This is a genomic window from Rhodobacter sp. CZR27 (genome assembly GCF_002407205.1).
Lineage (GTDB): Bacteria > Pseudomonadota > Alphaproteobacteria > Rhodobacterales > Rhodobacteraceae > Cereibacter_A.
The window spans coordinates 582,023-595,584 of the sequence record NZ_CP023548.1 but is presented as its reverse complement, the minus strand read 5'-3'; the positions used below and the strand labels follow the sequence as shown (position 1 = coordinate 595,584).

General features: G+C 66.6%; 10 protein-coding genes. 9 read left to right on the top strand and 1 reads right to left on the bottom strand.

All coding sequences use genetic code 11. The features are described 5' to 3' along the window. Positions 1-198: 198 nt before the first annotated feature. Positions 199-1,704: a DUF6880 family protein gene (locus CK951_RS03100; RefSeq protein WP_096784774.1), complete on the top strand. Its 1,506-nt coding sequence runs from the start codon at positions 199-201 to the stop codon at positions 1,702-1,704. A 632-nt stretch (positions 1,705-2,336) separates the two neighbouring features. Next, positions 2,337-2,507, top strand: a complete 171-nt coding sequence (locus CK951_RS21280) for a hypothetical protein (protein WP_198402388.1) — start codon at positions 2,337-2,339, stop codon at positions 2,505-2,507. A gap of 387 nt (positions 2,508-2,894) precedes the next feature. Here CK951_RS21280 and CK951_RS03095 read toward each other — a convergent pair whose 3' ends face one another. Beyond that, positions 2,895-3,797 (bottom strand): LysR family transcriptional regulator, encoded by a 903-nt coding sequence (locus CK951_RS03095; RefSeq protein WP_232520666.1) that lies wholly within the window; start codon positions 3,795-3,797, stop codon positions 2,895-2,897. Between the two features lie 107 nt (positions 3,798-3,904). On the opposite strand from CK951_RS03095, the gene CK951_RS03090 reads away from it, so the two are divergent. From CK951_RS03090 to CK951_RS03060, 7 genes are all read left to right on the top strand, one after another. Then, entirely contained in the window at positions 3,905-4,975 is a 1,071-nt protein-coding gene (locus CK951_RS03090; RefSeq protein ID WP_096784772.1) for a 4-oxalomesaconate tautomerase, read from the top strand. 82 nt (positions 4,976-5,057) lie between these two features. After that, positions 5,058-6,038 carry a tripartite tricarboxylate transporter substrate binding protein gene (locus CK951_RS03085; RefSeq protein WP_096784771.1) on the top strand — a complete coding sequence of 327 codons (981 nt, stop codon included), beginning with the start codon at positions 5,058-5,060 and terminating at the stop codon, positions 6,036-6,038. Positions 6,039-6,043: 5 nt separating this feature from the next. After that, on the top strand, positions 6,044-6,577 hold the full coding sequence (locus CK951_RS03080; protein ID WP_096784770.1) for a tripartite tricarboxylate transporter TctB family protein: 534 nt from the start codon (positions 6,044-6,046) through the stop codon (positions 6,575-6,577). A gap of 1 nt (position 6,578) precedes the next feature. Next, a complete protein-coding gene (locus tag CK951_RS03075; RefSeq protein WP_096784769.1) occupies positions 6,579-8,084 on the top strand; it encodes a tripartite tricarboxylate transporter permease in 1,506 nt (501 codons plus the stop codon). Positions 8,085-8,193: 109 nt separating this feature from the next. Then, positions 8,194-8,979 (top strand): TerC family protein, encoded by a 786-nt coding sequence (locus CK951_RS03070; RefSeq protein ID WP_096784768.1) that lies wholly within the window; start codon positions 8,194-8,196, stop codon positions 8,977-8,979. Between the two features lie 103 nt (positions 8,980-9,082). Then, positions 9,083-10,366, top strand: a complete 1,284-nt coding sequence (locus CK951_RS03065) for an ATP citrate lyase citrate-binding domain-containing protein (RefSeq protein WP_096784767.1) — start codon at positions 9,083-9,085, stop codon at positions 10,364-10,366. Between the two features lie 15 nt (positions 10,367-10,381). Continuing rightward, positions 10,382-13,093, top strand: a complete 2,712-nt coding sequence (locus CK951_RS03060) for a CoA-binding protein (protein WP_096784766.1) — start codon at positions 10,382-10,384, stop codon at positions 13,091-13,093. Positions 13,094-13,562: the final 469 nt, after the last annotated feature.

Sequence of the window (13,562 nt, the reverse complement as noted above, 5' to 3'; positions counted from 1 at the left end):
GTTGGCGCTGTGAGGATCGATCGGCGGCTCAGGGCCGACCGTGCCGTTTTCCCGCGCTCCAGCGCGCGGGTCGGCGGCGGCCGCAATTTGCGTTTCGCGACGCTCCAGGGCGAGCCTCACCGACTGATCCCCTCCAGTGTTGCCGCGCGGTCTTCCGTCAGGCAAGACGATCTGACGCCACGATCACGGATCCGCCCCATGGCCCGCAAGCCCGCTCTCGACATCGAGACCCTCCTCAAGCTCGGCCCCGAAAAGCTCGCGCGGCTGGTGCTCGACGAGACGCAGGACAACCCCGGCTTCAAGCGCCGCGTGTCGGCCGCGGTCGCCGGGACCGCGGGGCCGGAAGCTATCGCGAAGATCGTCGACCGCAGACTCGCGGGCCTCGAACGCGCCCGTGGCTTCGTCGACTGGGACAAGGCCCGCGCCTTCGCCGACGACCTCCGCAGCCTGGTCGCCGTCATCGCCGAGGAACTCGGCCCCGCCGATCCGGCGCTGGCGGTCGACCGGCTGCTCCGCTTCCTCGTCACCCACGGCACGGTCTTCGAGCGCGTCGACGATTCCTCGGGCCGCGTGGCCGACACCTATGTGCTGGCCACCGAGGCCCTTGGGCCGCTGGTGGGGCGGCTGGGCGCGGCGGCCTCGGACCTGCCCGAGCGGGTGACGGAGGCGCTTGACGCGAGCGCCTACGGCTATCTGACGCCGGTCGCGCGGGCGATCATTCCCCAACTGCCGCCCGCGGTTCTGGCGGCCTGGGACGCCGATCTGGCGGCACGCAGCGCCGCGGTCGGCGCGCCCGGGTGCGACCGCTGGTTCCGCTCGGCGGCCGCAGAATGGGCCGAGATCCGGCAGGCGATCGCGGTCGCGCGCGGCGATCTCGACGGGTTGGTGGCGATCGAGGCGGCCAAGCCGGACCACGTCCAGCGCCCGCTGGCGATGGCCGCGCAGCTGCTGGAGGCCGGGCGGGCGGCCGAGGCGCTCGACTGGGTGCGCAAGGAGCCGAGCCCGCTGCAGGGACGCGTGACGATCCTCGACGACGACAGCTTCGACCCCGAGGCGCCCGCGGTGCAGCGGGTGAGCCTTGAGGCCCGGATCCTCGACGCGCTCGGGCGCCGCGACGAGGCGCGGGCGCTGCGCTGGGAGGGCTTCGCCGCGACGCTTTCGGCCAAGCTTCTGCGCGAGCATCTTAAATCGCTGCCGGATTTCGACGATCTCGAGGCCGAGGAGAACGCGCTGAGCCTCGCACTTGACCATCCCGAGGGGCTGGTGGCGCTTGGCTTCCTGCTCGACTGGAACCGGCGCGACCTTGCGGCGCGGCTGGTGATCGCGCGGGCGGAGAGTTGGAGCGGGGCGGACTGGTACGTGCTGCCGAAGGTCGCGGACCTCTTGCAGCACGAGCATCCGGTGGCGGCGACAATTCTCTATCGCTCGCTGCTGGCCGACATCCTCGCGCGGGCGCGGTCGAAGGCCTACGGGCACGGGGTGGAGTATCTGCGGCGGCTCGACCAGCTGGCCGGGGCAGCGGAGGCGGACGCTGCGTGGCCGCAGGGGATGGAGGCCCACGCCGCCTGGCGGGCGGCGCTGAAGCGCGACCACGGGCGTAAGACGGGCTTCTGGAGCCAGATGGGCGAGAGCGGAAAGGCGGGGGCGGCAGAGCCCGAGCGGCCGCTCAGGGGCCGGGCGCCGCGGTGGGTGCAGAGTCCGTGAGGCGGGGGAGACCGAATAAAACGGCCGAAGCCGAAAGGCAGCCTTCCGGCACGAAAGGCAAAACTCTCTGGGAGTTTTCATGGTGTGGATTGCCACAGAATTCTTCCTCAAGAGGCCACTTTCTTTCCTTTAGGGCAGCAGTTCTGACCCTCCCTGAGGGAAGTGGCTTCCAGGCATGTGACATCCCGCACCGCCAAGTCACAATCTCTCCGCCTGCGGTCCAAGCGCCACCCAGAATCGGGTTCGTGGGAGACGGGGCTGGAAGTGTGGGCTGTCAACGCATGTTCCATCGGGTCAGGCCGCACCGTCGTCGGGCATCTCACCGCTTCCCGCGGCACCTGGTCGTAGCCGAGGCGCACGGCCCTGAGCGGCCGTTCGGCGACTAGAGCCGGTTCCGCGAAGCTGCCGCTCGAGCGCACTGCGGCGAATCGTCATGCCGTCCATCAGGCAGTGGGTCCCGGCGGAATTCAGCATGAACGCCCGCTGCCGGTCGCCCGGCCCGGCTCCGCGGGCAAGGGAGATGATGGCCACGTACGCGCATTCCGGCAATGCAACTTCGGCGGGTCTCAATGGCTTCATAGAGCATTATGTCGTGGCTGCGAGCGATCGAAGCTCGCAGAAGGAAAAAAGCCATGCAATCCGGATTATCCTCGCTTCTGAAGCCCTTTGTGGACGCGCTTGATGTCTTCATTGCCGCTTCGCGCGCCTCGGCCTGTGCCGACCGTCATTCCATGCCCGCCGCCCGTGACCTCATGCGCCTCGGGATCGATCCGGCCGCGTTCTACAGGATCGGTCGCGGCTGATCAGCAAAGACTATGATGGGCGGACATTCGGGAGCCGGCGCCGGAGCGGCCTGCCAGATCTGAACGTAGCCACTCACTTCGGCCCTGGCTCGCGGAACCCTCCGTCGTCATGCCCAAGTGTCCTGTCAAAGTGGGTCCATTTCAGTTCGCTCGTTGCCGTAATGCAAGGGCGGGAGACCCCACCGGGGCGAGGCAGATAGTCTGGGCGACGAACATGAGGATGCCGGTTGGCCAAGACGAATACCTCGGGGTCGCCGGTGTCGGTCGGCAGGGCTTGTCCTGAGGATTCAGCCGGGGCACCGCGTGTTGCGCTTCCTGACCGGCCCAAGCGCCACAGGGAGAAACCGATGCAGACGGCTCCGGCGGGTCTCTCGGGGAGGCCAGCGCTCAGGTAGCGCCGCCCCAGGTTCCGATGAGCATGTTCATGAACGTCGCCGCTGCAGGCGAAATCGAGGCTCCGCGCCTTCGGACAACTCCGATCGTCCGGGAAACCTCCGGATCCCGGATCGGGCACGTGGCGAGGAACGGATGATCTCCCTGGGGCGTCGCCATCCTCGGCAAGACGGAGATCCCAAGGCCAGCTTCAACGAGACCCAGGGACGTCGAAAGATGCGTTACCTCATAAGTCCATTGAAGGCTCACGCCTGACTTCACCAGCACTGCATCCAGAAGCACGCGGTTCGCGCTCGACCTGTGGACCGTGATGAGCGGGTAAGGGGCAAGGTCAGCCCACGTCAGGCTTTCGGACCCCGCCAGAGGATGGTCCTTGCGAACGGCCAGGACGAAAGGGTCCTCTGCAAGACGGTCGAAAACCAGGTCTGGATCGGCGGCGCCCATGATGTTGACGCCGAACTCGACCTCGCCCCGGGCGACGGCCTGCAACCCTTCCGTCGCAGGAAGGTCGAGGATGCGGAAGCGCACGTCCGGATGTTCGACGCGGAACGCCCTGATCACCGTGGGCAGGTAGTAGAAGGCTGCGGTCGGAAGACAAGCCAGGCTCACGATCCCCCCGCGGCGCCGGGGATCGCGGAACGTGAAGAGCGATCCATCGAATTCCTCGAGCATCCGCCTGACCAACGGCAGCAGTTCCCGCCCCATGGCCGTGGGGGCCACATGACGCGTCGTCCGTTCGAGCAGCGCTCCCCCCGTTGCAGCCTCAAGCTTCTGGATGCGCCTGCTGACGGCCGTCTGGGACAGATTCAGGACCTCCGCGGAGCGGTGGAAGCTCCCCAGTTCCACCACGAGAAGAAACGCCCGCAGGTCCAGTATTTCGCAATTGATGCGTTCCACGCAGTAATTCCTCCGATCATAGCAATTAACAGGATAAATGGAATCGCGTAAAACGCAATTGAAGAAGCGATTGAAACGCATGGCGCATCAAACGGGAGCCGACAGTGATGGATGACCTTGTCCGCATCCCATGCGTCCTGATGCGGGGCGGAACCTCCAGAGGACCGTTCTTCCTTGCCTCCGATCTGCCCATCGATCCCAAGCAGCGGGACGCGGTGCTGATCGAGATCATGGGATCGGGGCACCCCTTGGAGATCGACGGCATCGGCGGAGGCAACTCCCTGACCTCCAAGGTCGCGATCATCGGCCCGCCGACGCGACAGGGGGCGGATGTCGATTATCTCTTCGCGCAGGTGAAGGTGGAGGAGCGGGCGGTGGATCTGTCGCCCAACTGCGGCAACATGCTCTCGGCGGTGGGTCCGTTCGCGATCGAGGCCGGCCTGGTTCCGATCCGCGGCGACCGGACGACCGTTCGGGTCCATAACGTCAACACCGGCAAGATCATCGAGGCGGTGATCGAGACCCCAGGCGGAACCATCCGCTATCAGGGAGAGGCCGTCATCGACGGCGTTCCGGGCATGGCCGCTCCGGTCTACCTGGCGTTCACGGAAGCGGTCGGCGCAAAGACGGGGCTGCTGTTGCCGACAGGCACGCCGCAGGAGACCATCGAGGGTATTCCGGTTTCCCTCATCGACGGGGCGACGCCGGTGATGATCGTGCGGGCCGAAGCCTTCGGGCTGAGCGGCTCCGAGCCGGCGCTGATCCTCGACGCCAACCGCGACTTCATGGCGAAGCTCGAAGCCATGCGGATCGAGGCGGGCGCGCGCATGGGTCTGGGCGACGTGCGATCCTCGGTGCTGCCCAAGCCGATCCTCATCGGCCAGCCGTTGCACGGTGGCACCCTCTCGGTGCGCTACTTCACTCCGCATGCCTGCCATACATCTCTCGCGACGACCGGAGCCGTAACCGTCGCAATGGCCGCGACCTTGCCGGACAGCCTTGTTGGCGCATCCATGTCCGACTTCAGGCTGCCGTGCGATCTGATGCTTGAGCATCCCACGGGACGAATGGGCGTGCGCGTCGCCCTCCCCGCGGGTGCGTCGCTTCCGGCGGTCTACGTCATGCGGACTTGCCGTCGACTCTTCGAAGGGGCCGTGCTGGCCCGCCGCAAGAACTGAACGAGTAACCCGACGGCGCTGATCCGGCCGGGAAACATGAGGTGCAATCAGCCCGATACACTACCTTGGAGGAGGAAAACCCATGACTACCACTTTCTCACGCCGCGCAGCGCTGGCGCTCGGTATTGCCGCTGTCTCGCTTGCGGGATTTCCGGCCGCGGCGGATGACGATTATCCGTCGTCGAAGCCCATCACCCTCGTCGTGGCCTATGCCGCGGGCGGCGGAACCGATGCCATCGCAAGGGGCTTCGCCGCGCAGTTCGAGAAGGAACTCGGCGGTCGCGTCATCGTCGAAAACCGACCGGGTGCGGCCGGCAACATGGGGACCGACGCGGTCGCCAAGGCTGACCCGGACGGCTACACGCTCCTCGTCGGCAACCAGGGACCGATGGTGGTCAACCCGCACATCTTCGAGATGCGGCATGACCCGGTCGAAGCGCTCGATCCCATCGCGATGATCGCGGATGCCCAACTCGTCATCGTGGTCGGTCCGCGGCTGCCGGTGAAGACGCTCCCGGAGTTCCTCGAAAAGGCCAAGTCGCAAGAGCTCGTCTACGGCTCGGCGGGCAACGTGTCGGCCAGCCATGTCGCCACCCTGCTTTTCGGACAGAGCGCCGGCGTCGATCTCAAGCATGTGCCTTACAAGGGTGCCGGCCCCGCGGTGAACGACCTTGTCGGCGGCCACGTCGACTTCATGGTGACGACGATTCCATCCGTCATCGGCCTGATCGAGTCGGGCACGGTCACGGCCCTTGCCGTCACGGGCGCGGAGCGCTTCAAGGGCCTGCCGGACGTCCCGACCGCGATCGAGGCCGGCCTTCCAGGTTATACTGCCTCGGCCTGGTACGGCATCCTCGGCCCGAAGGGCATTCCCGAGGACGTCCGCGCCAAGATCGCCGACGCAACGTTGGCGACGCTGAAGAACCCCGCGTTCCTGGAGAAGCTCGAGACCGATGGGGCTGTGCCCTCCGATCTCGTCGGCCCCGCCTTCGCGGATTTCATGGCTGCCGAGCGCGCGCGCTGGGGCGAGGTGGTCAAGGCCGCCGACATCAGGGTGGAGTGAGGCCGATGGCAGGCGACGTCCATCTCGACATCGACCCCGAGGAGGTCCCGCCTTCCTCCCCGTGGTTGGGGCGCGAGCGGCTGGCGGGGCTGAGCCTCGTCGGCTTCGGCGCGCTGGCGCTCTGGGCAAGTTCCGACCTGCCCTTCGCCTCCGAATTCGGGGTGAGCTCCGGCCTTGTGCCGCGGCTCCTCTCGATCCTGATCTTCGGCCTGGGTGTCCTCCAGCTGTTCCTTTCCTGGAGGAAGCCGGGGCCATCCACCGGGGGCTGGCGCATGCACACCATGCTGCCGGTGGTGGCGGCCATCGTGCTCTTTGCCGTGACCATCCGCGGCTACGAGTTCGGCTCGCTGCACATTCCCGAACTCGGTTTGCTGGTGGCGACGCCGCTCGCGATCGTCGTCTCGGGCCTCGCCGCGCAGGATACGAAGCTGCCCGAACTTCTGCTTTTCGCGGCCGTGCTGACCCTCTTCTGCATCGGTCTCTTCCGCTATGCGCTCGGCCTCTCCCTGCCGGTGGCGCCATGGCTGATCGGATACTGACATGTGGGAAACCTTCTCGAACCTCGCCTTCGGTCTCTCGGTTGCCCTGACGCTGAAGAATGTCTTCTTTTGCTTCGTAGGTTGCCTTGTCGGGACCCTCGTCGGCGTGCTGCCGGGTATCGGGCCGGTCGCGACGATCGCGATCCTTCTGCCCGTCACCCTGTCGCTTGACCCGACGGGAGCGCTGATCATGCTCGCCGGCATCTATTACGGCGCGCAGTACGGCGGCTCGACGACCGCCATCCTCGTCAACATTCCCGGCGAGGCGACCGCGGTCGTCACCGCGCTGGACGGGCACCAGATGGCGCGAAAGGGCCAGGCCGGGCTCGCACTCGGCCTTGCCGCGATCGGCTCGTTCTTCGCCGGCACGGTCACGACCATCATGATCGCGGCGGTCGCCGGGCCGATGACGAGCCTGGGGCTGCTGTTCGGACCCGCGGAATACTTCTCGCTGATGATCATGGGTCTGATCTTTGCGGTCGTGCTCGCCCACGGCTCGCTCAACAAGGCGGTGGCGATGATCCTCGTCGGCGTCCTGCTCTCGGCCGTCGGCGCGGACATGGAGACCGGGCGGGAGCGGATGACCTTCGGGCTCGAGATGCTTCAGGACGGCATCGAGTTCGTGGTCATCGCGATGGGCATCTTCGGCTTCGGCGAGATCTTCAGGAACCTCGCGGACCCCGAGCCACGCAACATCATGCGCAACGCAATCGGACGGCTGTGGCCCACGTTCAGGGAACTGCGCGAGAACTTCGGGGCGATGGTCCGCGGCACGGCGATCGGTTCCGTTCTGGGCGTTCTGCCGGGCAATGGTGCCATCCTCGGCCCGTTCGCCAGCTACGCCGTGGAGAAGCGCATCTCCGATCGTCCCCAGGACTTCGGCAAGGGGGTGTCGCAGGCCGTCGCCGGTCCGGAGTCGGCCAACAACGCGGGCGCCCAGAGTTCGTTCATCCCGCTCCTGACCCTCGGTCTGCCGCCGAATGCGGTGATGGCGCTGATGGTCGGCGCGATGATGATCCAAGGGATCGTCCCCGGGCCGCAGGTCATCGAGCGCAGCCCCGATCTCTTCTGGGGTCTGGTCGCTTCGATGTGGATCGGGAACCTGATGCTCGTCATCATCAACCTGCCGCTGATCGGTCTCTGGGTGAAGCTTCTCAAGGTGCCCTATCGCCTGCTCTTCCCGGCCATCGTGGCCTTCTGCTGTATCGGCCTGTTCTCGATCTCGAGCGAGCCCGGGCACGTGATGATGGCGGCGGTCTTCGGCCTCTTCGGCTACGTCCTCTACAAGCTGCAGTTCGAGCCGGCACCGCTCGCCCTCGGCTTCGTGCTCGGCCGGCTGCTGGAGGAGAAGCTGCGGCAGGCGCTGATCATCTCGGACGGGAGCCCGCTTACCTTCGTCACCTCTCCGTTGTCTCTCGGACTGCTTCTCGTGGCGGCCGCGGCCCTGGCCGTTGCGGTGCTTCCCTCGATCCGGAAGTCCCGGGACGAGGTCTTCAAGGACGCCTGACGGCGACCCGGGATGCGCCCGGCGCATCCCGGACCTCCTTCGCCCCTGTGCGAGTTCGGTCATCGACCCGGAAGCAGGGTTGCTTCACCCCGAACGACTCGAGGAGCTCATGGATTTCATAGCCACACACTTCGTCTTCCTCACCACGCCGGAAGGCTGGGCCGCAATGGTGACGCTCATTGCCATGGAAGTCGTGCTCGGCATCGACAACCTCATCTTCATCTCGATCCTGACGAACAAGCTGCCGCCAGAGCACCGCGAGCGCGCCCGCAAGCTTGGCATCGGGGCAGCCCTCGTGATGCGGCTGGTGCTGCTTGCCACCATCGCCTGGATCGTCGGCCTGACGACCCCGGTCTTCACCGCCTTCGGCAACGAGTTCTCCTGGCGCGACCTGATCCTGATCGCTGGCGGCCTCTTCCTCGTGTGGAAGGCGACGAAGGAAATCCATCACACCGTGGATCCGGTCGATCACAGGGATACGGCCGTCGGCGGCGCCGTCAGCACCAATCTCGGAGGCGCAATCTTCCAGATCCTGCTGCTCGATCTGGTGTTCTCGGTCGACTCGATCATCACCGCGGTCGGAATGACGGATTATCTGGCCATCATGTACATCGCCGTCATCGTCGCCATCACCGTGATGCTGGTCGCGGCCGCTCCGCTCGCCGCCTTCATCGAGCGCAACCCGACCATCGTCATGCTCGCCCTCGGCTTCCTTCTGATGATCGGGACGACGCTGATCGCCGACGGCTTCGGCTTCCACGTGCCGAAGGGCTACATCTACGCCGCCATGGGCTTCTCGGCACTGGTCGAAGGGCTGAACATGCTGGCGCGGCGACGTTCGGAACGGGCGGCTGACGGGACGGCCAGCGCGACGGAGGACCGCGTCGAGCGCTGACCGCTCCCGAGGGGCAGCCCCGGCCCGAACGCCTATCACGATCGACCGCCGCATCCTTCCGGCGCGAAGTACTCGGAAACGACACGCAACACGGGATGGACCCATGCAACTCAACGGCCTGCTTCACGGCGCGCGCCTGCTTGGCCACGTCGACTTCCCAACCCCCGAGGTGCTCGGCCCCGACGCGAGCGAGGATCAGATCCAGACCCTCATCGACCGCCACGGGCTCATCTTCATCAAGCCGGTCTTCCGCGGCGGGATCGGCAAGAAGGGAAAGGCCGGCCTTGTCGGCAGGGCCCGAACGCTGAAGGAGGCGCTCGCCGAGAAGGAGCGGCTCTACTTCTGCGAGCATCGGCTCGGCAACGCCTACGCCAAGGCCAATGGCGTGACCTTCGAGGCCGGGGTGCCTGCCGAGCACGAGGTCTATTTCTCGATAGCGGACAACACCCTCTTCCGCGCGCCGACGATGACGCTGACCCACCGCGGCGGCATCGACATCGAGGAACTGCCGAAGTCGGACGTGGCGATGGTGCCGTTCGAGGCGCTGACCGGCCTCAAGGCCTTCGTGGTGGCGAATGCGCTCGGCGACATCGGAGCGCCGAAGGAGATCATCTCGCCCCTCGTCCAGCAGCTGCCGAAGCTCTGGGAGCTTTTCCACCACTACGGGATGACCACGCTCGAGCTGAACCCCATCCGGATGATGCCGGTGAGCGGCGGGCGGCTCGTGCCGATGGCCTGCGACTTCAAGTGCGGCTTCGACCGCGACGACCCACGCGTCAGCCGGCTGGGGCTGCCGGACCAGATCTTCGCCGCGGACGTCTCCGCCTTCGAGCAGGAGGTGAACCAGCTCCGCACCCACCAGGGGCAATCCGACGTCTTTGTCATCAACGACAAGGGCACGATCCTCGCCCCGACCTTCGGCGGCGGCGCGAACTCCCTCGTGACCGAAGTGCTCGGCGAGGCGGCGATCATCTCGTCGGACTTCGGCGGCAACCCGCCCTACGAGAAGATGAAGGCGGTCGCCTCGATCTGCTACCGGCATTTCCTCCACCAGACCAACGTCCTTTTCATCATCGGCGGCAAGTCGAACAACACCGACATCCTCGAGACCTTCCGGGCGATGGGCGATGCGCTCAGGGAGCACTTCGCCGCGCATGGGCCGACGCCGCTTCACGTGGTCGTCGGACGCGGGGGGCCGAACCTCGTCCGCGGCATGGGCAACCTGTCGGAGACCCTGGAGAGCCTCGGTCTCCCCTACCGCTTCTTCGGCTTCGACAGCGCGATCTCGGAGGTGGTGAACCACGCCAAGCGCGTGGACCAGTGGATGCGGGCCGGGGGTCGCGAGGAGGTTGCGGCGTCGCTCGGCCTCAAGCCGGCAACCGATTGAAAGGGAGGAAAAACCGTGTATCATCAAGGCATCCAAGGAATCCCCTACTATCTCGGCATCTCGTCGCTGGCTGAAATCGCCACGGCTGAAGACCGGGTCTGCGTGCTGAACATCGCCGGCGGCGAAAGCCGGCAGGTGACGCCGACGAGCCACGCCTTTTCCGGCGGCAACGTCGTCTTCGGCACCTCGCCGGGTCGTGCCGGGCAGGTGCTGAAGACCCCGGCAGGCGACATCCCCATCTTCAACAGCGTCCGCGAGGGGCTGAACGCGGGGCTCTCGTTCAACACCGGGGTCGTCTACCTGCCGCCGTCCGGCGCGCGCGATGGCGTGGCCGAGTTGATCCGGGTCAACCCCGACCTGCGCAAGATCGTCATCATCACCGAGAAGATCTCGGTCCACGACGCACGCGAGATCCGGGCGATGGCGCAGGGCAACGGCATCGACATCATCGGCGGCAACTGCCTCGGCGTTGCCGACAGCTGGAACCGGGTCAGGATCGGGGGCGCCCTGGGGGGCGACCATCCGGAGGAGTCGCTGATCAAGGGCTCGGTCGCGATCTTCTCGAACTCCGGAGGCTTCACCACCACGATCGCCCAGTATCTCGCCACCGCGGGCTGGGGGACGACGACACTGATCTCCTCCGGCAAGGACGTCTACATCCACTACGCCTGCCCGGACTTCGCCCGCGCCTTCGCCGCGGACGAACGATCGCAGGCGGCGGTGCTCTATGCCGAACCCGGCGGTTACTACGAGCACGGGATCGCCTGGACGAAGCCGGTCGTCGCCTGTGTCGTCGGCCGCTGGAAGTCGAGGCTGACCCGCGCCGTCGGCCACGCCGGCGCGATGGCAGGCTCGGGCGACGCGGCAGAGGACAAGGAACGCTGGTTCATGGAGGCGTTCGATGTCGACGCGATCTTCACGCCGGACAACCCGGTCGTCTCGGCGCGGGGCGCGGTGGTCACCAACATCGCCGACATCCCGGCGGCGCTGACCGCGGTGATGAAGTTGAACGGCACGGCGCCGGACTTTGCCCCCCGGGGCAACCTTGCGCTGAAGCCATGGCTGGCGAACGACCAGGGGCTGCCGCTGCCCGCCGACATCGCGTTGCCGGTCGTCACCGCGCCGGAACCCTGTGCCAGCCAGATCGACGCGCTCGGCCAGCAGGTCGGCGCCGTGGTGGCGCGGCAGAACATGAAGGACAAGTCGGGCGCCAGCGTGATGAACCCGACGACGCAGGTAACCAGCGTGCATGGCCACGAGGTGCTCGACCTTGCGCTGCAACCGCTGGAGGCCTGCTTCGCGCTGCCCCTCGTCCACGAGATCGCCAGCGAGAACGACCGTGCCATGCTCGACGTGGCCGTGGCGGCCGAGGTCAACCTCGTCGGCGACCCGATCCTCGCCGCGGCGGATGCCGCGCGCGAGGCGGGCAATGCGCCGAACGCGGTGATGGCGACCGCGGCGCTTCTGACCGGGCCCCGGCGGGTCGAGCGGGCGTTGGCCTGCACACGAGCCCTGATCGACATCTTCAGCCATTCCGGGCTGAAGGACGGTCGGGACGAAAGCTTCGACTCCAGCCACATCCGGATCGACCCCGAGACGCGGGCGCTGTTCATGGCGACCGAGGCGGAGGCAGCCGACCCGCGGCCCGAAGCGATGCTGCGGGCCATCGCGGCACGCGGCGGCAAGTCGGCGTTCCTGAAGTTCCTGCAGAGCCTCGGCATCCGGCTGTCGCGCGACGCGATCCTTGCGGCAATCGCCACGACGATCAGCTGGGGACCGTTGATGCGGAAGCGCATCACGCGGCTGACGGCCGAGACGCTGCCGTGGTACCTGCGGCTCTACGGGGTGATGGTCGGCTCGACCATCCCCGCCGAGCATCACCAGTCGGGCCTGCTGCACGGGATCGCGCGCGATGAACGGTTCGGGCAATGGACGATGGCCGATCTGTGCTTCCTCGCCATGACCGGCAAGAAGCCGACGCCGGAGGAGGCGCTGCCCCTGCAGATCCTCATCGGCCTGCTGATCTCCAACGGCCCCGGCTCGATTTCAGGCCAGGGTGCCAAGGGCGCCGTCTCGGCCGACGGTCCCCAGACGCTGGGCCGTGTGCAGATCAACAAGGCGATGGTGGGGTTTCTGACCCACTGTGGCTTCAGCCATGGCGGCAACGGGTACGAAGGGATGGCCTTCCTGCTCGACCAGTTCAAGGACAAGGGGCTGACGGACCCCTCGGACCCGGCGCACGGCATCGACCTGAAGGCGATGGCGACGGAGTTCGCGAAACAGTACCGGCGCGAAAAGCGGGCGTCGAAGGAGGCAGGTGCCGAGGTCCGTGCGCTGCCCGGCGTGCATCATCCGGTCTTCCGAGGCAAGCCGGTCAATCATGATCCGCGGGAGCGGTTCGTTGCCGAGTACATGGCCCGCGCCGGGCACTACAACATCTTCCACGCCTTCTATCGCGAACTGGTGCAGGCGCTCTACGACAACGGCGCGAGCCCCTACGTGTTCTGCGTGAACGTCGACGCAATCATCGCGGCGCTGCTGCTGGCGTTGCTCTGGCCCGACTATCGCGCCGAGCGTCTGAGCGAGCGGGACCTCGAGACCGCGGCCTTCACGGTGTTTCTCTATGGCCGGATGATCGGATCGGCGGCGGAGATCGACGACCACCTGAACCGCGGCCGGAACATGGACACACGTACGCCGGCATCGGCCTGCGGCTTCGTCGTGTGAGGGAGCTTTGACCCGCACCGCAATTGCATCGATCAAGCAGGGTTTCTTCGGAACGAATGTGATCGGGTGCGCCGCGTAGGATGAACGGCTTGAAGTGAACTTGCCGAGCAAGCTGAGGAAGCGGACGTTCTCCAATCCTGGGTCCAGGTTCCCGCCGAAGTTGCAGAACTGGGTCAGAGCCGGATAGACAGCGTGTTCCACCTCCCCTTCCCAAACGGCCGCCCCACAATCAAAGGCCGCGACCGCCCTCTTCGTGCTGGCGCTGGACCGGATTGACGCTAGGGAGTGTGCGCCATGAGCGTCTGCTGTCGCACGATCCGGCGGGTGCGATGCCGCATCCGCCTCAGGCAGCTTTCCGCCCGTCGCGTAGGCACCGCCAAGCTTGGTGCAGTGGGCTTGAAGGTCTGAGAAGGGCTGTGAGCGCGTCTTGCAAAGCTCGAGAGGCCGCTTCGGATGCTCGCGCCGTGAG